Source organism: Sphingopyxis lindanitolerans (genome assembly GCF_002993885.1).
Classification (GTDB): Bacteria; Pseudomonadota; Alphaproteobacteria; order Sphingomonadales; family Sphingomonadaceae; genus Sphingopyxis; species Sphingopyxis lindanitolerans.
Genome location: NZ_CM009578.1, coordinates 1,685,937 through 1,706,472, shown reverse-complemented (window position 1 = coordinate 1,706,472; position 20,536 = coordinate 1,685,937). Strand labels below are relative to the sequence as shown.

Annotated in this window: 16 protein-coding genes and 1 pseudogene; 8 read left to right on the top strand and 9 right to left on the bottom strand. The window is 61.7% G+C overall.

Translation table 11 applies throughout. The annotated features are described in order from the left end of the window. The first annotated feature begins 548 nt into the window (after positions 1 to 548). On the top strand, positions 549 to 1,490 hold the full coding sequence (locus tag CVO77_RS08250; protein ID WP_054586722.1) for a DUF2493 domain-containing protein: 942 nt from the start codon (positions 549 to 551) through the stop codon (positions 1,488 to 1,490). A 65-nt stretch (positions 1,491 to 1,555) separates the two neighbouring features. Continuing rightward, complete coding sequence (locus CVO77_RS08245) at positions 1,556 to 2,479, top strand: nucleotidyltransferase and HEPN domain-containing protein (protein WP_088473847.1); 924 nt, start codon at positions 1,556 to 1,558, stop codon at positions 2,477 to 2,479. Between the two features lie 39 nt (positions 2,480 to 2,518). On the opposite strand, the gene CVO77_RS08240 is transcribed toward CVO77_RS08245, so the two are convergent. Both CVO77_RS08240 and CVO77_RS21470 read right to left on the bottom strand, forming a co-directional pair. Beyond that, positions 2,519 to 3,097, bottom strand: a complete 579-nt coding sequence (locus tag CVO77_RS08240) for a PIN domain-containing protein (protein ID WP_088473848.1) — start codon at positions 3,095 to 3,097, stop codon at positions 2,519 to 2,521. Next, entirely contained in the window at positions 3,094 to 3,402 is a 309-nt protein-coding gene (locus tag CVO77_RS21470; protein WP_237246023.1) for a helix-turn-helix domain-containing protein, read from the bottom strand. The genes CVO77_RS08240 and CVO77_RS21470 overlap by 4 nt, the downstream gene beginning before the upstream one ends. Before the next feature lie 572 nt (positions 3,403 to 3,974). Between CVO77_RS21470 and CVO77_RS08230 the strand changes: the two genes are divergently transcribed. From CVO77_RS08230 to CVO77_RS08220, 3 genes are all read left to right on the top strand, one after another. Continuing rightward, positions 3,975 to 5,765 carry an ATP-dependent nuclease gene (locus tag CVO77_RS08230; RefSeq protein WP_088473849.1) on the top strand — a complete coding sequence of 597 codons (1,791 nt, stop codon included), beginning with the start codon at positions 3,975 to 3,977 and terminating at the stop codon, positions 5,763 to 5,765. Then, positions 5,765 to 7,189, top strand: a complete 1,425-nt coding sequence (locus tag CVO77_RS08225) for a UvrD-helicase domain-containing protein (RefSeq protein ID WP_088473850.1) — start codon at positions 5,765 to 5,767, stop codon at positions 7,187 to 7,189. Before CVO77_RS08230 ends, CVO77_RS08225 begins: the two co-directional genes overlap by 1 nt. Positions 7,190 to 7,293: 104 nt before the next feature. Beyond that, positions 7,294 to 7,686, top strand: a complete 393-nt coding sequence (locus CVO77_RS08220) for a hypothetical protein (RefSeq protein WP_158258024.1) — start codon at positions 7,294 to 7,296, stop codon at positions 7,684 to 7,686. A 45-nt stretch (positions 7,687 to 7,731) separates the two neighbouring features. Here CVO77_RS08220 and CVO77_RS08215 read toward each other — a convergent pair whose 3' ends face one another. Together CVO77_RS08215 and CVO77_RS20990 are read right to left on the bottom strand one after the other, a co-directional pair. Continuing rightward, a complete protein-coding gene (locus CVO77_RS08215) occupies positions 7,732 to 8,532 on the bottom strand; it encodes a hypothetical protein (RefSeq protein WP_088473852.1) in 801 nt (266 codons plus the stop codon). 236 nt (positions 8,533 to 8,768) lie between these two features. Further along, entirely contained in the window at positions 8,769 to 9,107 is a 339-nt protein-coding gene (locus CVO77_RS20990) for a hypothetical protein (protein ID WP_146130835.1), read from the bottom strand. A gap of 263 nt (positions 9,108 to 9,370) precedes the next feature. Here CVO77_RS20990 and CVO77_RS08210 point away from each other — a divergent pair, with 263 nt between their 5' ends. Together CVO77_RS08210 and CVO77_RS08205 are read left to right on the top strand one after the other, a co-directional pair. After that, positions 9,371 to 10,357 carry a DUF2971 domain-containing protein gene (locus CVO77_RS08210; protein ID WP_197709674.1) on the top strand — a complete coding sequence of 329 codons (987 nt, stop codon included), beginning with the start codon at positions 9,371 to 9,373 and terminating at the stop codon, positions 10,355 to 10,357. A gap of 227 nt (positions 10,358 to 10,584) precedes the next feature. Next, positions 10,585 to 13,011 (top strand): DUF4238 domain-containing protein, encoded by a 2,427-nt coding sequence (locus CVO77_RS08205; RefSeq protein WP_088472285.1) that lies wholly within the window; start codon positions 10,585 to 10,587, stop codon positions 13,009 to 13,011. 412 nt (positions 13,012 to 13,423) lie between these two features. Here CVO77_RS08205 and CVO77_RS08200 read toward each other — a convergent pair whose 3' ends face one another. From CVO77_RS08200 to CVO77_RS08185, 5 genes and pseudogenes are all read right to left on the bottom strand, one after another. Next, entirely contained in the window at positions 13,424 to 14,614 is a 1,191-nt protein-coding gene (locus tag CVO77_RS08200; RefSeq protein WP_105998664.1) for an IS91 family transposase, read from the bottom strand. Between the two features lie 5 nt (positions 14,615 to 14,619). Next, the gene (locus tag CVO77_RS08195) at positions 14,620 to 15,528 is read right to left on the bottom strand and encodes a tyrosine-type recombinase/integrase (protein WP_105998663.1); all 909 of its coding nucleotides are present in this window, start codon (positions 15,526 to 15,528) and stop codon (positions 14,620 to 14,622) included. Between the two features lie 138 nt (positions 15,529 to 15,666). Then, complete coding sequence (locus CVO77_RS08190; RefSeq protein WP_420822543.1) at positions 15,667 to 16,533, bottom strand: substrate-binding domain-containing protein; 867 nt, start codon at positions 16,531 to 16,533, stop codon at positions 15,667 to 15,669. 6 nt (positions 16,534 to 16,539) lie between these two features. Then, positions 16,540 to 16,662 (bottom strand): annotated as a pseudogene (locus CVO77_RS21915) (helix-turn-helix domain-containing protein); the annotation flags it as partial. An 87-nt stretch (positions 16,663 to 16,749) separates the two neighbouring features. Further along, on the bottom strand, positions 16,750 to 18,300 hold the full coding sequence (locus CVO77_RS08185) for an MFS transporter (protein WP_158258023.1): 1,551 nt from the start codon (positions 18,298 to 18,300) through the stop codon (positions 16,750 to 16,752). A gap of 48 nt (positions 18,301 to 18,348) precedes the next feature. Between CVO77_RS08185 and CVO77_RS08180 the strand changes: the two genes are divergently transcribed. Further along, positions 18,349 to 20,472 carry a TonB-dependent receptor gene (locus tag CVO77_RS08180; RefSeq protein WP_054586758.1) on the top strand — a complete coding sequence of 708 codons (2,124 nt, stop codon included), beginning with the start codon at positions 18,349 to 18,351 and terminating at the stop codon, positions 20,470 to 20,472. Positions 20,473 to 20,536: the final 64 nt, after the last annotated feature.

Sequence of the window (20,536 nt, the reverse complement as noted above, 5' to 3'; positions counted from 1 at the left end):
GGCGCGCGCAGCGAGCTCTTGAAGACGACTTCCGGCTGTCCGGACGATCCACTCCATAGCAGCGAATGCTCGCGCTCATGAGGGTCGACGTCGCTTTGATCATCGGCATCATCGCGCGATCACGGCATCGCCATATAATCGCGATCACCGCGATCACCGCGATCATCGCAATCATCGTCCCGCCATCATGGCCCCTTTTCCGCCGATCACCCGAAGCCTGCCGATCGCCGGGAACGGTGACGGCGCCGCGATCGGGGACATCATGGTAGCGGCATGATCGCCCTGTGCCGGACCGCGCCTTCGGCCTTCGCTGGAGGGCGACTGCGGCACGCGGGGGCGGGCGCCGCAATGTCTTGCCGGGCGGCTATTTTCCGCCGGGGCTCGCGCCCCTTTGCATCGCGAAACAAAATAGCCTTCGGCCGCCATCCTCCGCTGGCGCTTCGGCCGCGCGGGGGCTCGCCCCCTTGCGGTGCGGGCCCGCCCCGCGTGCCGCGAGGCGTCGCCGCGAAGGCCGCGAAAGGCGCGGCCGCAACCGGAGACCAAGCGCCATGACCGACGATGCCGACCATCCCTATCCCGACACGTCCTTCGAACCCGGCGCGAGCGCGCATCTTCTCGAGGAAATGCAGCTCCATGGTTATCGCCCCTTCGAGGACGAACCCGACGGTCGCCCCCTTCCCGACGATCGGCTCGCGAGCGGTGCCGTCGCCGACATCTTCGATGCGCTCGCGGGCTGTCTTGTTGATACACGGATCGAACCCGATCTCGAGGATCTGCTCTGGGGCGTCGTCAATCTCTTCCATGGCGCAGGCACCCGCATCGAACGCGACCTCGACCGCAACGAGGCGGCGCAGCGCGAACTCCAGCGCGGCCAGGACGGCAGCGAAATCCGCTCGGTCGAACTCGAGCGTGCGATCGCCGAAGGCATCACCCTCATCGAGCGGCGCGACGCGATGGAATTTTTCCGCGAATGCGCCGCCGAGCAATATCGCATCCATGCCCGCAAAGCCTGGGTCCCGCGCACCGGTTCGCGCATCCGTCACCAGACGATGACCGCGGCGGTGATCGACAGCCGCGACTTCATGGACAAGAGGCTCCGCGAAAAGGCCAGGGCTTTGATCCCCGAGGGCACGCGCATCGCTTTTTCGGGCGGTCCTTCCTGCAACGATCATCAGCATATCTGGTCGGCGCTCGACCGGGTGCATGCCCGCCATGCCGACATGGTCCTTCTCCACGGCGCGACCCCGACCGGCGCCGAGCGCGCCGCCGCCTGCTGGGCCGACGCGCGCAAGGTTCCGCAGGTCGCGTTCCGCCCCGACTGGAACCGCGACAAAAAGGCCGCGCCCTTCAAGCGCAACGAGCGGCTGATCGACGCCATGCCCGCCGGGCTCATCGTTTTCTCGGGCACCGGCATCCAGGACAATCTCGTCGACAAGGCGCGCGCGTTCGGCATCCCGGTCTGGGATTTCCGTATCCGCGAGGCACCATGAGGTGCCGAATTGGACCTGACCGCGCTTGCCATCGGGCGAGCATGTGACCACAGAAGGAACGAGCGATGCGTACCGATCTCGATCATCTCCCGGCCAACAAGCAGCGCGAGCTCGAGCGCGTGAAGGCGATCATCTTCGAAGAATTCGAGGATGCCTTGGCGCTCGGCACGATGAGCTGGAAGAAGAAGGGCCGGATCGACAAGATCATCCTCTACGGCAGTTATGCGCGCGGCGGCTGGGTCGACGAGCCGCACACCGCCAAGGGCTATCGCTCGGACTTCGATCTCCTCATCATCGTCAACGACAAAAGGCTGACCGACAAGGTCGACTTCTGGGCCAAGCTCGACGACCGGCTGACCCGCGAGCTCGCGATCGACAAGACGCTGCACACGCCGGTGAACTTCATCGTCCACACGCTACAGGAGGTGAACGACGGGCTCGCGCACGGGCGCTATTTCTTCATGGATGTCGCGCGCGACGGGATCGCGCTCTACGAATATGACGACAAGGAATTGCACAAACCGAAGCCGAAGACGCCCGAGCAGGCATTGGCGATGGCACGGGAGTATTTTGAGGAGTGGTTTCCAGCGGCTATGCGTCGCCAGGATTTCGTAAAGTTCGGCATCGAGCGGGGGCATCTGAAAGAGACAGCCTTTGAGCTGCATCAGACGGCGGAAACTTTGTACCACTGTGTTTTGCTGGTCTGCACCTTTTACACACCGCACGTGCACAATCTTGGCTTTTTGCGGACGCAGGCTGAACGCATCGACATGCGTCTCGTCGATGCCTGGCCGCGCGACCTGAAGGCTGACCGGGCGCGGTTCGAAAAGCTGAAGGAAGCCTATGTGAAGGCGCGCTATTCGAAACATTATCGGATCAGCGAGGAAGATTTGCTCTGGCTCGCCGGGCGTGTTGAGGAGCTTGGCCAGGCAGTGCATGCCATTTGCGCGGAACGTATCGCAGAGATGGAAGCTCGTGCCGGCGCGTAGCGGCTTCCGGGCTCTATCTTTTTCCTTTGCGAAATCGCTTTACAGCAGGTCGATATTTTCGCGCAGCATCGAGGCGAGCTTGGGTAGGCCTTTCTTCTGCAGATCGAAGATGAACTCGCTCGGCGTGAAGGGCGGCCGGGCGCAGCAGCGCCGCATCGTCGCAAGCGCGGACAGGGCCTCGGTCGGATAAAGTTCGAATGTGCTCGCGAGGAAATCGTCGGCCGAGACCGCGCTGATCCCATATCCCTTGAGCTTCACGTCCGGGAAATCTTTCAGATTCTCGGTCACGATATGCTCGGCACCGGCTCGGATCGCCGTCGCCAGGACATGACGATCGTCCGCGTCTGGCAGATCGAGACTGTCGATCAGGTCCGCGCCGCCGGTCACGCACCCTTCGGGAAAGGCGATCCGCATCGCCGTGATTTGTGCATCGATGCTGGCCTCATAACCGGGCTTCTGGCCAAGGAGGTTGCGGCGCCATTCGTCGAGGATTGTTGGCGACCAACGCGCGCGAAACAGCCCTGCCTCGGCGAACCGAAGCGGGGCGTCCCTTACCCTGAACGGATAGAGCACATTGGCGTCGAGAACGACGACGAAGCGATCGGCTATGCACCTCAATCCGCATCGAACTCCTGGCCAAGGCGCTGAAGATCGGAAAGTGCGCCGCTTCGCTCCGTATCGCGCTGCGCTCGAAACGCGAGCACGTCGCTCGCCCGCACGCGTCGGTGCGATCCGACCTTGTGGAACGGTATCTTCCCGTCGCTCAGCATCGACACCAAGAAGGGACGCGACACGTTCAACAGGTCGGCCGCTTCCTTCGTCGTCAATTCCGCTCCATATGGAACGAACGTGACCATTTCGCCGCGGGCAACATGTGTCAGCACATCGAGAATCAGTTGTCCGAGGGCCGGCGACAGATCCACCTCGGTCCGGTTCCCGTTTCGTTGTACGGAGAAGGGAAGGCCCTTGGGCGTGAGTGCCTTGGCAAGCGCACGCGCAGCCTCCGAGGCCTGCCGCACTTCCGTTTCGGTAGGGGGCCGCTGGGAAAGCTCCTGATCGCTCGTATCATTCTCCTCGCTGCCGGGGCCGACTATATATATAGCCGGATCAGCAAACGCAATAAGTGAAATATGTGCAATAAACGTAAACGTGTGTGAATGGTTGCTGAAGCGCCTGTTATGGCAGGTCTGGGCCAGTCGATGTCCGAAGCGTGAGGGGGCTGCAAGGGCAAGACGGGGTCGGCTATGCGCCTCATGTCGGCCGATTGGCACCTGCGGCTTACAACCTAAAAGCAGACGTTGCCAGAACGAGACGTAAGCAATGGCTCGCCGGCAAAAATGCCAACGAGCTACGGCGCAGATCGGACGATCGTGGGTAAGATTAGTGGGGCCTCTGATTAAATCCTACCGCCGCCCTGGATCCAAATATTGTTGATGATCGCGGCTCGACCCCTCAATGTGGGCCAAAGCGCCTTTTGGGAGCGCGGGGGAGGGCAATGGTAGCGATCCGCGAGGTAGAAATTCGGAATTTTCGTGGGATATTCTATCTCAAATGGTGGCCGAGGCATGGACTAAACTGCCTCATAGGACCAGGAGACGCCGGGAAGTCGACCATCCTTGACGCGATCGAGCTGACGCTCGGAGCAAGGCAATCCTTCACCTTCTCGGATGCCGATTTCCATCGCTGCAACATCGGCGAGCCGATTGTCATTGATATCACGCTTGGCGCACTGTCCGACGAGCTGAAAAATCTGGAAGCTTATGGGCATTTTCTCCGCGGCTGGAATCCGGTCAACGGTATCTTGGAAGATGAGACCGCTTCTCATCTCGAGACGGTGCTGACGCTGCGCCTAGTGGTTCGCGACGATCTCGAGCCGCAATGGCTCCTGTATTCTGAAGGGGCAGGTGCTGAGGGTCGCGAGCGAAACCTCCAGTGGAAACATCGTCAGCTGGTTTCCCCTGTACGGCTTGGCACGGTTGCGGCACACCATATGGCACTTGGCCCGCGTTCCATCCTCGGGAAACTGTCGGCAGACGCCACACAAGCGGCGGCCGCGCTCGCAGGCGCGTCGAGACAGGCGCGACAAGCTTTCGCCGATCGTGGTTGCGAAGGCGTGGAGCCGATCCTGGAGGCCTCCAAGCGCATTGCGGATACAATGGGGATCCGGGTCGATGAAGTCAGAGCGCTTCTCGATGTTAGGGGCGTCACGCTGTCGGGTGGGGCAATCGCGCTGCATGACGAGGACCATGTCCCGATGAAGAGCCTTGGATCCGGATCGATGCGGCTGCTCGTCGCCGGACTGCAGAAGGAAGTGGGCCGTTCGTCCATCTTCATCATCGACGAAGTCGAGTTCGGCCTCGAGCCGTACCGCATCGTGAGGCTTCTGGATTCCTTGGGCGCGAAAACCGACGACGGGGGTCAGCAGGTCTTTATGACGACGCACTCCCCGATCGTCCTGCGGGAACTTTCCGCGCCCCAACTTTTCGCGGTCCGCACAGAGCGGAAGGTAACGCCCGCAACGACTTTCGACGATCTGATGCTCTCCCCTGAAGCCAAAGTCACGACGAACTTCGTTCGCCACCTCGGCGTGAGCGAACAGGCTCAGAAGACGTTGCGGGCTTGCGCGGAGGCGTTTCTCGCGCCGAGCGTCATCGTATGCGAAGGCAAGACGGAAATCGGCCTGGTGCGCGGGATGGACCTTTGGCTTCAGGACAGCGGCCACAGGAGTCTTCTCGCGCGAGGATGTCATTGGGCCGATGGCGCGGGCTCGTCGATGATCGAGCGGGCACAGCTGTTCGCGTCGATGGGTTACCGCACGGCGCTCTTCATGGATTCCGACGTACCATATGCTGCGGAAACCTATGCAGCCCTGACGCAAGCCGGGGTCGATGTCATTCGCTGGCAGGATGGTTTTTCTACCGAGGCGGCCATCTTTGCCGCGGCGCCCGCGACGAAGATCTCCGATCTGCTCCAGATCGCGGTTGATTGGCGCGGCGAGGATGCGGTGGATGCGAAGATTCAGAAGCTGAGTGGCAATCGCTACACGTTGAATCTTTGCCGCACCGCATTCGCCGAAGACATGCGTGGCATGCTGGGTCAATGTGCTGGCGAAGGAAAATGGTTCAAGGATATTGAGCCAGCGGAGCGGGTTTCGAGAGCCGTCTTTGCGCAGGCTTGGTTCGACACCGGCGCCGCCTACACCGCTCCGGTCACGAGATTGATGCAGTGGGCTGGAGCTTGGGCTGTTCCCGGCGCGCCCACCGCGGCAGGGACGGCTGCCGGCTAGTGGCGGACGTTTCGCTGATCCTTGCGTCGCGCCGCGGCCATGTCGTCGCGCCTGCTGGCTGCGGCAAGACCGAGTTGATCGCACGCTCGGTTGCCTCCCCGGTTGAGAAGCCGACGCTGATACTCACCCATACGACGGCCGGGGTCGCAGCCCTCCGCCAACGGCTGAAGCGCGACGGAGTGCCGGCCAGCCATTACCGGCTCAATACGATCGCGGGCTGGGCGCTCTGGTTGATATCGATGTTCCCCACTCGGGCCGGATTCCGGCAGGACCCGCTCGCGGCACCGAACTACTCCGAGGTTCAGGCGGCGATCGGACGATTATGCCAGTCGGGTCATATCACCAAGGAATTGCAGGCGAGCTACGGGCGCTTGCTTGTCGATGAGTATCAGGATTGTTCGGTCACGCAGCATTCTATTGTGTCCGGCATTGCCAATGCTATCCCCACCGTCATCTTCGGCGACCCGATGCAGGCGATTTTCGGGTTCGGTGGAGATCCTCTCTCCGACTGGCATTCCGAAGTCGTTGCGGCATTCCCCGAGATCGGTCGCCTGTCGACCCCTTGGCGTTGGTCTAACGCTGGCGCTGATGATCTGGGGCAATGGTTGCTCGGGGCTAGAGACGCGCTGTCGCAAGGCTTGTCCATCGATCTTCGGTCATGCCCCAACCGGATATTCTGGCACCCGATCGGGGCGGACATCAATGCGACGATCACCGAACAGGTCCGCGTCCAGTTCGACATCTCGCGCAATAGCCCGAACGAGAGCATCCTAATCGTCGGCGATCCTATCCGAGCAGGATCGCGGCATGACTATGCAAGTCGTGCAGCCGGTGTGAGCGTCGTAGAGCCAGTGGACTTCCGGGATATTGTGAACGCCGCCGAGAATATGGATGGCCTCAGCGGCGACGCGCTGCTGCAAGCCTGCATCGCGTTCCTGATTCAGGTCATGACGAATGTGTATGGTGATCGGCTGCAACAAAGAATTCAGTCGATCCAGGCCGGTCGCAATCGAACGCCGCCGACACCGCAGGAGCTAGCCGCCATCGCGCTGTTCAATCATGGGGGCTATCCGCAAGCGATCGCATTTCTGAAGAGCATGGCTTCCGATCGCGAGCGCCGGGTCTATCGACACAGCGCGTTCAACATCATGATCGAAGCACTGACGATGGCTGCAGGGGGCAGTACTGAACTCCGCTCTGCAATCGCCCTGCTTCGCGAACGGAACCGGCAAGCGGGACGCATCGTACCTTCCAAGGCGGTCGGTTCAACGCTGCTGCTGAAGGGGCTTGAGGCGCAACACGTCGTCATACTCGATGCCGATCAGCCCGGGTCGGCGATGTCCCGGCAACATCTTTATGTTGCTTTGACGCGCGGAGCTCGATCGGTTCACATTTTTTCGCGCCGCCCTACATTGCCTGCATAGACGGTCCGGAGCGCGGAAATGCGGGATCATGCTGGGGGGTTGGAAGAATGACTTGGCCTGCAGCGATTACGTTGGCGATAGCCGTTCTGGGTGCCGTGCTCGGAATGTTGAACACCTGGAACAGCATCAATGACAGGCGGGTCCGGATTCGTGTCGTTCCCAAATGGAGCATAGCGCCGGGCTTCAGCGGAATGGCGATCGAAGTCGTCAATCTGAGCGCCTTCGCCATAACCATTTCGGAGATCGGATTCACGATCGGACGCAGCCGCGGGCCGTTGCCTCGGCGAGCACCGATACCGGGTCAGATGTTCGTCGACGGAACGGACCTGCCAATCAAGCTCGATCGTCACGGCTCCTTTAGCGGCACATTTTACACAAATGGCTTAGAAGACCTCGATATCGGAAAGGCCTATGCCCTGACGACTTCCGGGGTCATCCGCTACGGTAAAAGTCCAGCGCTTAAACAGTGGATTGCAGGCTTAAAAAGAGGCGCCTAGCGCGTGGCAACGGTATGGCGCCGGGTGCTAGGACCCGGCATCCAACTAGAGTTTGAAGCTTCCGCGATCGGCATAGCCATTCGGTTCGATCGTGAGCGCCGCTACTTCGGCAAGCCTGTGTTTGCGGCAAGCGAACTGATGTGCACTCAGTTCACGCCCAACCTGAAGCCACGCGCCATCACGCCGTTCCAGCCAACCTGACGCGAACACCTCCCCAGCCAGGAAGCAGGCATTCGAACTCTGGATCCAGCGCGCGGCGTCTTCGGTTGGCCAAAGTGCTGCGTGCAGGGACAATTCATCGTAGCCGGCGTCGTTGACGGACGCGATCCCCGAGAGGCCGCCGATCGAGAAGGGATATACGAAGCAAACAAGATGACCGCGCTCGTCTCGATCGGCCCCCGGCCAGCGGTTGTCACCCGGACGGATAGTGAAGGCGCGGAGCCTGATCCCTTCGTTGATCGCCGCGATCATCAAGTTGCGCCATGCACGGCGCCGGATCGACTTGCCATATTTAACCCTTTCCCATCCCTTCGACCTTGTGCGAACGATGGGAACAGGCTCCGGATAGCGAAGGTTATCGAAGTTGAGGCTGCGGTCGGCGCTCGTGAACTTGCGATCGGACAACTGAGCCAGCCTGCTCAGGAATTGTCTCTCGTCCGCCATGACATAATCGGGGTCCTGCCGGTCAGTTTGCCGGATCGTTTCTACGAGCGACATGCTCGTCTTGAAACTGAGGGCCGCCGCGAGCGCCTCGGACAAATGCGAGGACTTGTCCTTCGGGAAACGGTGACGGAGCGTTTGCTTGACGCTGTAGACGGCCTCTTCGGTGAGCGGAATCGCTGCCATGGATCAATCCTTCCAACTGGTCGATGGCCACAGTTTAAGCATCGACCTCGATGTGAAGGTCGATCCGGTATCTAGAGATAGTCCGCTTTAACTCTATGGCAGGTCGGGCGGGACGGCCTGCAATGTTTTTCGCTCAGTGTCCGATGATTCGTCAAGGCTTCAGTTAAGCGGAAGGTAGTTTCCAAATCGGCACAAGAGACCGCTGTCGAGCGGATAAAAGGGCGAAGGGCTCAGCGTCAGTCCTTCGGCTGCAAATCTTCCGGAAAGGGCGCGCGGGTAACTAGTGCCCACGAATCGCTATTGCTGAGCGACTGGCGGGCATCTATTTCGATGAGTAGGCTAGCCGTCTTCTCATTGTCTGCCCCGATCGCCGAACTGAGTGCACCAATGCTTCGCCATACATACTGTTCTCCAGATAGCATCGTTCGAAGGCGGGCTTTCCGTTTTCCATCGAGCTTTTCGCTTCTTCGGTTGGAGAGCCAATGGGTAACAATATTGCCAACTATTGTCGAAGCTCCGCCGATTGCTGCACCGACCAGCGCGGCGCCTTCGGCTGTAAGGCTGCTGCAGCTCAAAATATTTCCTCCCCTGGAAAGTCACTACTGGCGACGAAGCCAATAGCTAACGCGTGAGGGCTCCGCCGAGCCATCAATCTTACGGCCGCCCTCCTATGATCATCAAAACCATATTGCCGACGATCTCAAGCGGTTGCTTCTAGTCGAAGCCACTCGGTAGAAATGAATTACAGCTTCCTTAGATTGTTACGTGCAAGCCACCGGTCTCAAGTGGGCTTTCGATCTGCAAACGGTGCACGGTAAGATAGAAAGTTCTCACGGTCATGAATCGCCCCTCCACTCTCTATCGATTTCGGCCGCTGGGGGCATATTCCGAGCGCGAGATGGAGGCGCTTTCCGCAAGCTATCTTTTCGCTCCGCCATTCTCGGCGATGAACGATCCGATGGAGGCATTCTACGAAACCGGAGGTCCGGGAGACCAAATGGTCGACGCTATCTTGGGCGCGAGCGGCAAAGATATCGCTGAAATCTATGCATTGGTTTCGCAGATGATCGAGCGCTTTGCCTTGGTGTCATTTGCCGGGACAGTCGAAGATCTTCCGATGTGGGCTTATTATGGGAGCAACTTTGGCGGCATGTGCCTCGAGTTCGACACCCAGCGCTTGGCAATTGGCGATTTTCACGGCGAAGAGCTCCGCCCGGTAACATATGCCCGCAAAGCGCTTCCACCGTTGACCGTCGCCGATGTCGCTTCGGATGGCGGTCGCGAGGCCGTTCTGGCGCGCATCACTCGTAAGCGGAGCGAATGGTCGCACGAAAAGGAATGGCGGTATGTTGTCGGAGAGGTCGGCCCAAAGCATTATCTCGATGACGCACTCAAGCGCGTCTATATCGGGCCGCGCGCTCAACCGGAGGAAATTGAACGTATCTGTGCCATCCTCGACCAACGACCGGTCGAAGTTTTGCTTGGCCAGACTCGTGGCTTCGATCTGACGTTCGAAACGATCAAGCCGGCGCGGACCTTCGCAGATTGCGAGGGCGTCGGGGGCGATGAGTTTGATCGCGACGAGGCGCTCTATGCGGAAGACGAGCTCAGGGACTTCCTCCGCGTTCCCTTTGAGAATCTCGTCCGGTTGATTGAAGAGGCGGCGCTTCATCCGAACTTCGTGGGATTTGCCTCAATCGACACGTCTACCACGGTAACGGAAGCGATCTATATGACAACGATCTACAAGTTGCGGAACAATCGTGAGGTGTATCACCAGCGCTTCTTTGACCGAAAGCTTCGGCCACTGGCGCCAAGATTGTAAACGCGCGCCTTACGGATCTATCGTATAGCAAGGGCAAGCGCGTGTGCCTATGCTCGGCGTTTGTATATATGTCGTATGCTTCGTGATTCGCTGTTTCACGACCACTGGCCGAACGAAGCGATCTTCTTGCACTCGCCAATCGTCGAGGCTGGCGCTGATTGCAATTCTCTCCGGTCGACAAATTGAGCCCGGCTATACTTGATTGACGGAAACGCTAAGGTCCAGCGATGGTCCTCAGCCGCGACAATCATTATGTGCCCGAGTGGCATCAGCGACATTTTATCGAGCCAAGGCGCGACGAACTTTACTATCTCGACCTCAATCCCGAGAAATTTGTTCGACGCGACGGCAGTATCGTGCTCGGGCGATCACTCTTCCGCGCGCCGGTCTCTCGCTGCTTCGTCCAGCGCGATCTCTATTCCACCTTCTTCGGCGGCGTGATTGACGAGATCGAGCGCAAGCTGTTCGGCGCGATAGATACTCGCGGCTCGAAGGCGATACCGGCCTTCATGGCAACAGAGGAAGCCGAACGGTCCCGTCATTTCGAGACGCTGTTTGAATATATCGACATTCAGAAAATCCGCACGCCGAAAGGATTAGATTGGCTGCGAAGCCAATATCCGGGGCTCGACCAGAATGAGCTGATGATGGAGATGCAGGCCATTCGAATGCTCCACGGCGGCATCTGGGCGAACGGTGTGCGCGAAGTCGTTTCGGCCGAGCAAAGCGCGGTCAAATTCATTCTCACCGATCACCCCGTGACAATCTATAACCACGGTGCGCCGCCCGGCAGTACGCTTACCCGCTATCCCGAAGACCCATCGATCGCGCTCAAGGGGTCACAGACAATCTTTCCGCTGAGCCGGAACTTTTGTCTCATCCTTACCAATCTCGAATATGCCCGGGATCCCGCCTGTCGCGCGCTTGAGAAACGGACTTTCGCGCGCAATTTTCACGACGCCTTGGTGAACACCATGGCCTTGATCCACGAACGCCATCTCATCGAGCCCGATGTCGTGCGGATAAACCGCATTCTGAAGCTCCGCGCCCGCAGGTTTGTCGCGGCCGGGTGTGAGGAGTGGCTCTTTCCCGAGAAGCAGAATGACGAGCCTTGGTCGGCCCTCGGCGAGCCCTTGAAGCCGCCAGCCGACCAGCTTCATGAATTCGGCGGCGAGATATATGTGCGCTACACGGATGGGCGCGTTCATTATCAGGATGAATTCGGCCGCACCGAGAAGGAGCGTAGTTTCCTCCTGAAGCCGCTATCCGACGGCGCGTTGCGGCCAGGTGACGCATGTGGCTGCGGTTCGGGAGAGACATTCCGGGACTGTTGCCGCTCGCGTCCCGAAGCCCTGCGTCCCGCGTGGGATGAACTGAGCATCCGCGAGCGGAACCTCCGCTTCTATCAAGGCATATTGAACATTCTCGGGCTCTCCGAAGGCAAGAGCTGGACCGACGTGCGCCGGACCCTAACTGAGGAGCAAATTCGCCAAGTCTATACGCTGTTCGCCGCGCTCTGGCCGCTCGAAACCGACCTGCTCAAGCTCCTTCCAAAGCCCGACGGTCGCCCCCGCGCGGTATACACGGGGAGCACTCACCCGTTCCTGATCGACGAATTTGCAACGGGCGCGCCACTTTATTTCGGCGAACTGATCATAGAGAATCCTTTTGCGCATCCGGGCGTGCTGGCCAAGGCATATAGTCCGCTCGAGCAGCCCGGAAGCTACCACCATGAGTTCCTAAAATCGGTGGTCTTCATTCTGAACATCATGCCTCTCGTCGATGCCGGCCTCGTCAATCTTATCCCGGATCCGTGCATCTTCGATACGCATTTGCGTCGCCAGATGATGAAAATGGCCGAAGATCGCGCAAGGCTCGTTGGTTTCGAGGTCGACGAGGATCCGCGACTCAAGAAACTGGCGATTGAGGGGCTCAAGCGTGACCTTCTTGCACTTCCCGACGAGGCAATCATTGCCGAATTGCGGCGCGACAAGCCCGGCATTGGGGCCGAGGAAATTTCGGATTTGCTTGTCGGCCGCCGAATATTGCGCGAGCGGGATCCCCTGGCAGTGCTTCAGGATGGCATCGTCGGCGCTTCGGACCGGGGTCAGCTGCACATAATGAAGCTAGCGCCGAACTTCGAGATCGCAATGTATCTGGCTCAGGCGACAGGCGCTGCGATCGTAACCGACAGCCCGCACCGCTGGCAGGAGCTGAAGCTCGCAATCCGTCCGCGGTTCGGTCCCTTGGTTGCAGCTCTTGACGGTCTCGCGGCCGTGATCAGCCGTGAGACTTTTCTCTTCTCGCGCGACCCCGTGATGACTGCAAAAATCGGTATCGCTGGCGCGCATGCAAATTACCCAGCGCTGTTTAAGGATAGCTTTCGTTACCTCGCCAAGCTTCGAGATTCAGATCGAAAGACAAATTGGGAAGCGTCCGCCGCGGCGCGCTTTACGCGCCTCCACCGTAGTCAAGGAGAGCTGGAAAAAGCGGGGGTGCCAATTGGCCGCGCACGGATTAGCTGCGCGTTCCCGGCGCGTGGCATTCAGGACAATACCATCAATCGACTGCTGCTGATGTCGAGCTCAGAACAGCATCTGCCAAGCGTACCCATGGCTTTCTTCATCGAGCCGTTCACAGCCGTAAGACAATAGCGCTATGCCAGCCCGATGGCGAAGGTGGGCACTACTCGTCCAATAGACGCCGTAATATTGCTGGGTTGTGTCTGCTTCTAAAGATCGCTTCCGAAAAGCGGCCTGACCGCTACCGTTGAGAGTTTCGGACGCCGCCAGGCGTCGGAAAGTCTTCGGTGCCCGAACCGCGGTGGTCATGGTCTGAGCTATGGGGAAAGCTGTTTTGCGCCGATGGTGGGGTAGCTAGGTGCCGCCCAAAAGCAGACGCATGTGAGAACGGACCGTCCGAATTTAGATCGCAAAAGCGGACGTTCAAAAGCGGACGGGCCGATTTTGATATGGCGACGTCTGCTTTTGGGCAGCGCCGTCGCGAGCGGGGTCGCTTCCAGGCGCGGGTGCGCGCTGGATCGTGTCTGCGCCAGGCCGTGCCGGGTCACGGCGCAGGTGTCCCGGATGAGACCGCAAGCTGGGGCGGCGCGCGGGGCTGATAGCGGCGCTCGAAGACCTCGATGATGATCATGGTACCGCCGCAGCACGGGCAGGTCGGTCGGGGCTCTGCATCGTCGGTCGGTTCCTCGGACGGGGGAGGCGCGACATCGAGCAGACGTCGCGCGCGTTCGAGATGATCCTTGCGGCGTGCGCTGGCGAGGAGGCCATAGTGGCGGATCCGATGGAACCCGCGCGGCAGGGCGTGGAGGAGGAAGCGGCGGATGAACTCGTCGACGGCGAGGGTCATGACCTGCTGCCGTCCGGCGCCGGCTTTGCGGTAATCCTTGTAGCGGAAGGTGACGCCTTCCTCGTCGAACCGGAGAAGGCGGCTGTTCGAGATCGCGACCCGGTGGGTGTAGCGCGCGAGGTAAGCGAGCACCGCCTCGGGCCCAGCGAACGGCGGCTTGGCATAGACCACCCAGCGCTTCTTCCTGACGGGCGAGAGGTGCCGCAGGAATGCGCGTCGTTCCGCGAGATGCGTGAGGCTGCCAAAGAAGGCGAGCTTGCCGGCGTCGTGCAGCGCGCGCAGCCGGGTGAGGAACAGGCGGCGGAACAGCGCGCCGAGCACGCGGACCGGGAGCAGGAAGGCGGGGCGAGCCGATATCCAGCGCGTTCCATCGCGGGAGATGCCGCCGCCGGGCACGATCATGTGGATGTGGGGATGATGGGTCAGCGCCGAGCCCCATGTGTGGAGGACGGCGGTGATGCCGATCCGGGCGCCGAGGTGCCTGGGGTCGGCGGCGATGGTCAGCATCGTATCGGCGGCGGTCTTGAACAGGAGGTCGTAGACGAGCGCCTTGTTGTGAAAGGCGATCGCGGCGACCTCGGCGGGGAGCGTGAACACGACATGGAAATAGCCGACCGGGAGGAGATCGGCCTGGCGCGCCTCGAGCCAGGTCCGCGCGGCGGCGCCCTGGCACCTTGGGCAGTGCCGGTTGCGGCAGCTGTTATAGGCGATCCGCCAGTGCCCGCAGTCGGTGCAGGCCTCGACATGCCCGCCGAGCGCGGCGGTGCGGCAATGTTCGATCGCCGACATGATCTTGAGCTGGTGCAGGCTCAGATGCCCGGCATGGGCGGCGCGGTAGGTTGGCCCGGCAGCGCGGAAGATGTCGGCGACCTCGAGCGAGGCGCGCATCGGCCTCAGCCGTCGGGCGCCTCTTCGCTCGGCGATGCGAGCGCGAGCCTGTCGAGCGGGCTGACGACCGAGCGAACGGTCTTGGTGGCAACCTGCGTGTAGAAGGCGGTGGTGTTTAGCTTGGCGTGACCGAGCAGCGCCTGGATGACGCGGATATCGACGCCGTCCTCGAGCAGGTGGGTGGCAAAGCTGTGGCGCAGGGTGTGCGGTCCGACGCGCTTGTCGATGTCCGCGGCCTCCGCGGCTTCGACGACGACACGGTAGAGCTGGCGCGTGCTGATCGGCGCCGCGGCGCTCTGTCCGGGGAACAGCCATCCGTCGGGAACGAGGATGCCCTGTTGCCGCCCCGCGCGCCACCAGTCGCGCAGCAGCAGGAGTAGGCCTTCGGGCAGCATAGCGTTGCGGTAGCGGCCGCCTTTGCCGCGCTCGATCCGCAGCAGCATCCGCTTGCTGTCGACATCGCTGACCTTCAGCGCCGATACCTCGGCGACGCGCAAGCCTGCGCCATAGGCGACCGACAGCGCGGCCTGGTGCTTGAGGGAGCGTGTGGCATCGAGCAGCCGCTTCACCTCGGCCATGGTCAGAACGACTGGGATCTTGCGAACCTGCCTGGTCCGGACGAGCTTACGCGCGAGATCGGGGCGGTCGAGCGTATGCGTGAAGAAGAACCTCAGCGCGCCGACGATGCTGTTCATGGTCGGCGCCGGGACGCCCGCCTGTTGCTGCTCGATCTGAAACTGCCGGACATCCTCCGCGCTCGCGGTGTGGGGCGAGCGCCCTAGCCAGGTCGCGAACCGTCCGACGTCGCGAAGATAATTACGCTGCGTCTCCTTCGAGAAGCGGCGCATGGTCATGTCGTCGATCAGCCGCTGGCGCAGCGGGCTGATCGGGCCAATCTGGATAAGCTCGTTCATCGTTCGACTCCTCAGGTAAAGGAGTCGAAAGGGTCTGCCTCTGGCCGCGGACCTTCAATCAGGCGCGGCGCTAGAAGGACCGCCTTGCATCGCCGCTAGCACCAGTCCGCGCAGCGGTTCGTGCACCGGCCATCTGCGTTATCTATCGGGAGCGGATTCCCGGAGAACGAGGTTCACCGGCAGCGTCGACGAATAGGTGCCTTCGCCATCCAGCCGTCGAAACAGATGATCGACTATCGTTGCCGCGATACCGGGGACGTCTTGCCGAACGGTGGTTAGCGCCGGGTGGGATTGCGAGGCGAGATCGCTGTCGTCGAAGCCAACGACCGAGACATCTGCAGGGCAGCGCTTGCCTGCACTCTCAAGCGCGCGGATCGCGGACAGCGCGATGCCGTCAGAGGCCGCAAAGATACCGTCGAATTCCACCCCCCGCGCGAGAAGATCGCGCACCGCGTCATGGGCCGAGGGTCCCGTAAAATGCGCGGGCAGGACGAAGCTCTCGTCGACCGACAGGCCATGATCGCCGATCGCCTGCCGGTAACCGTCCAGCCGGAGGTCGATCTGCGGCAGTTCGGCGGGACCGAGGAACAGGATGCGCCTGCGGCCGGATCGGAGCAAATGGTCCGTGGCAAGCCGGCCGCCCTCGAAATTGTCGGAGCCGACGGAGCAATAGATTTGATCTGGCAGTTCTGAACCGAAGACGACCAGCGGGCGGTAGTCGCGGGCCGCAAGGTTAAGGGCCTGATGCTGGTCGCTCTGCCCGACGATGATGAAGCCGTCGGCGCGCTGCGACTGAACGAGGCGCCCTAGCCAATGCGCGTCGGGCGAGGGCTCGCGCACGAGCAGGATGTCGTAGCGCCGCTGCGAAATCTCGTCGGCGAGATGTCCGAACAGGCGCAGGAAGAAGGGGTCTGAAATCAGCTGCTCGCGCTCGTGGCCAAGCGGGACCGCGACGGCGATCGTCTGCGTCTGGCTCTGGCGCAGGTTCCGCGCGGCGCGGTTCACGACATAGCCATGCTCTCTCGCCAGCGCCTGGATCGTATTTCGCGTCGCCTCGGGAATGGTGGGATGATCGGCAAGCGCCCGCGACACGGTCGACGAGGATACCCCCGCGATCCGCGCAATGTCCGTCATCTTGACTGCCCGGCCCGACTTTGGGCGCACCTTTTCCAGTTCCATTCCACTCGCCCGTCTGCGTTACGCCATCGATTGCACCGCCGATCAGGCCTGCGCAAGGTCCGGCGTCAAATTCGGTGCCGTGTTGTGATCGGCGTTGCGCGCCGCAAGGCTTTCGAGGACCGCCGCATGATGCGACCGATCGATCCTGTATCGCCGAAGAAAGGGGATGGCCGCGAGCACGACCAGCGCGCCGCCGAGGCCCCATAGGAGACCCACCGACGTGGCGATATCCGGCGGGACGATCCCGCTCGCTTTCGCCGGCGCCACGAACCCGATGAGTTGGAGACCGAGTCCGGAAAGGAAGGCACCGAGACCGGTGGCAGCCTTGGCTCCGACCATCAGCGCCGCGGCATAGAGGGCCTCGCGGCGCACGCCGAAGAGGTGATCATGCTCATCGACCGCGTCGGCGATCATCGAGTAGAAGCAGACGAAGCAGAGCGCGCCGCAGCCGCCGAAGAGCAAGCCGCTGATCGCGACGAGAACGACCGCGATCATCGACCCCGCGGGAATGACGCCGGTGACGGCGAGCAGGGTGATGACGATCTGGTAGACGCCGAGCAGCGTGATCGCGCCGACGACGCCGTCGCGCTTTTCGATGCGCCGCAGCAAGAGGCCTGCGGCGAGGGTTCCGAGCAGCATGCCGAGCGGCAGAACGAGCAGCGGCAGCTGCATATAGGCGGTCGGCAGCTCCCAGAAATAGCGGTACGCGTGAAGGTTGAGCGCCGTCGTCGCGCCCTGGCCGACCAGCACCAGCACCGCGCCGCCGAACATCGGCACGAAGGACGGATTGCGAAACAGCTGTGCCATGTCCGACAGGAAGCCGGTGCCCGTCGCCTCGCCGGGCGGCATCGGCAGCCTGCGCACGGTCTTGAAGATCCCCCCCACGCAGACCGACCCGAACCCGCCGATCAGGCAGGCGGTCATGAGCCCGAGCCACTGGTAGGGCGGCCGGGTCTGGAGCGCGCCGTCTTCGGCGAACAGGAAGCCGAAGGCGGGGAGAAGCGCGGCCGCGGTGCCCAGCACGATGAACAGGGCCCGGTAGGTGCTGATAATCGAGCGCTCGCCATAATCGTCGCTGAGTTCGGCGGTCAGCGCCGAATGAGGGAGCGCGAAAACCGACAGGCCGACACGCAGGACGATGTTGAGCGCCAGCACATAAGCGAAGAGGGCGCCGCCGGCGAGATTGGCGGGGAGCGTGAACAGCAGCGCCGAGGCGATCATCATGGGCGGAAGCGCGATCGTCATGAAGGGGAGGCGGCGGCCCCAGCGCGACCGCCAATTGTCCGAGAGCCGCCCGATGAACGGATCGAGCAACCCGTCGACGCCAAGCGAGATCAGGAAAATGCTGCCGGCGGCAGCCCCCGACATCCCGCATACGGCGGTGAGATAGAAGAGGAGGAAGGTGTTGACGATCGCCTGGACGATGGCGTCGACGGCTTGACCGCTCCCGTAATAAAGCTTCGTCGAAGTGCCGACTTTGGCGCCTTTCGGAAGGTCGGTCGGTCCTGTCATGCGTGCTCTCCACCTACATTCGTTGCCGCCGGGTAACAGAGAGTTGACAACTGCGCAATCGATTGCGTAAACCGCACGCAATCGATTGCGTATTCCATCGCGGATTCGCAGCTTATGGGGAGAGGACCTATGACACGCCGCCTGACCGCCGCCGCCTTTACCGGCATTGCACATATCGCATTGATCACTCCGGTGATGGCGCAAGATGCAGCTTCCACGACGGAAAGCAGTGACAGCGACATCGTCGTGACGGCGTCGCGCCAGGGCTCGCAGTCGCTGATCGACACGCCGCTCGCGATCCAGGCCTTCAGCGGCGAGCAGCTCGAAGAGCGCGGAATCCGCGAGACGACCGATCTTGTGAACTCGATCCCGGGTGCTTCGCCGGGCGAACAGGTCGGCTCGGTGATCAAGACCTTCTCGCTGCGCGGCGTGGGAGCCGCGGGCGGCATCGGCGACTCGCCGATCGGCTACTATATCGACGACGTTCCCTTCGCGATTCCCAATTCGCCGATCGCGCCGCCGCTCCGCTTCATCGATATCGACCGCATCGAGGTCCTGCGCGGGCCGCAGGGTACACTCTATGGGCAGGGTTCGGCAGGGGGCACGATCATCTACCATACGCGCGAGCCCGATCTCGACAATTTCGAGATGCGCGGCGAGGCGACGATCGCGAAGATGGATGATGCGAGCGCGCTGAACTACGGGGTGTCGGCAGCGATCTCGGTGCCGCTGATCAAGGATCGGCTCGCGATCCGCATCAGCGGCGGCTATGACAAGCGTGCCGGCTATGTCGATATCTTCAGCGAGACGCCGGCGACCGGTGGGCCGTCGTTCAAGAATGCCAACGACGTCACCAACCGCGACGTGCGGGCGGTCCTGCTCTGGCAGCCGACCGACGCGCTGCGCATCCGGGCGCAGGCCGCGCACTGGGAACCGCGCCAGAATTATACGCAGAGCATCAACCAGCTTGAGCCTGCCCAGCAGTGGTTCAGCGGAACCACGCGCGGATATGAGAACGGGAATTTCGATCTCTACAGCGTGTCGGTCGAATATGACGCCGGCGCCGCGATCCTCAGCAGTTCGACCAGCTATCTCGATGCCGAATATGGCTATCTGACCGGACAGACCTTCGGACCGCTCGGCACCGGCGCGCTCTTCAACGGTTATGATGCGCGCAGCTTCGCGCAGGAAATCCAGCTTCGCTCGAACGGCGATGGTCCGTTCCACTGGCTGGTCGGCGGTTTCTACCAGAATGCTAAGGCGCTCTTCAGCTTCGATGCCAACTTGACCGCGCTCACCATCAGTGGGTTCAACGATACGCGGACCCGCAACTATTCCGCTTTCGGCGAAATCAGCTACGATCTGTTCGGCGGCAAGCTCGTGCCGCTGGTCGGCATCCGCTATTACAAGGACAATCGACGCTTCGATGCGGACTCGATCCTGACCGGCACGGGCTCGGGGCAAACCAAACCCGACAAGGTGACGTGGCGCGCGAACCTTTCCTGGTTCCCGACCGACGATCTGACCGCCTTCGTGACGGTCAGCACGGGATTCCGGAGCGGCATTACCCAGACGCCGTTCCAGGCCTCGCTGGTCGAGGCCTCGGGAATTCCGTCCTCGATCGCGCTCGCTCCCGATACGCTCACCAACTATGAGGCGGGCATCAAGGCGAAGCTCGCCGACGGCCGCGTCCAGCTCGGGCTCAACGTCTACCGCATCGACTTCAAGGATCTGCAATTCGGTCTCACGCCGTTCGGCGTTTCCGCGTTCGCGAACGTCGGCAAAGCCCGCACGACGGGGGTCGATCTCGAAGCGCGGTGGCGCACCCCGATCGATGGCCTCAATCTCGGCGCGGTCGCCAACTGGAACGACAGCGAATTCCGCGACATCTATCCCGCCGTCACCGCCTCGCTTCCCAACGTCGCCAATGGCGAGCGCCTCTCGAGCACAGCGAAGTATAATTATCGTCTCGATGCCGATTTCGAGCGGCCGCTCGGCAGCGGCGACCTGCGCTTCTTCCTCAACGGTGCGGCCAGCCGCACCAGCAGCCGGGTCATGTACGACGGCTATGTCGTCCGGCCCTACTCGCTCTACAATGCCAGTGCGGGAATCCGCACGGACCGCTGGGAACTTTCGATCTTCGGCGAGAATCTCGCCGACGAACGCGGTCCGTCTTTCGTTCGCAACAGTCTGCTGCTCGCCGGACCTTATCCGCGCACCATCGGCCTGCGCTTGCGCACCACCATCGATTGATCAGGAGGGGCGAGCGCAGCGGCGCTCGCCCCCTCATTTGATTCCGATGTTCGACGGCGCGTCC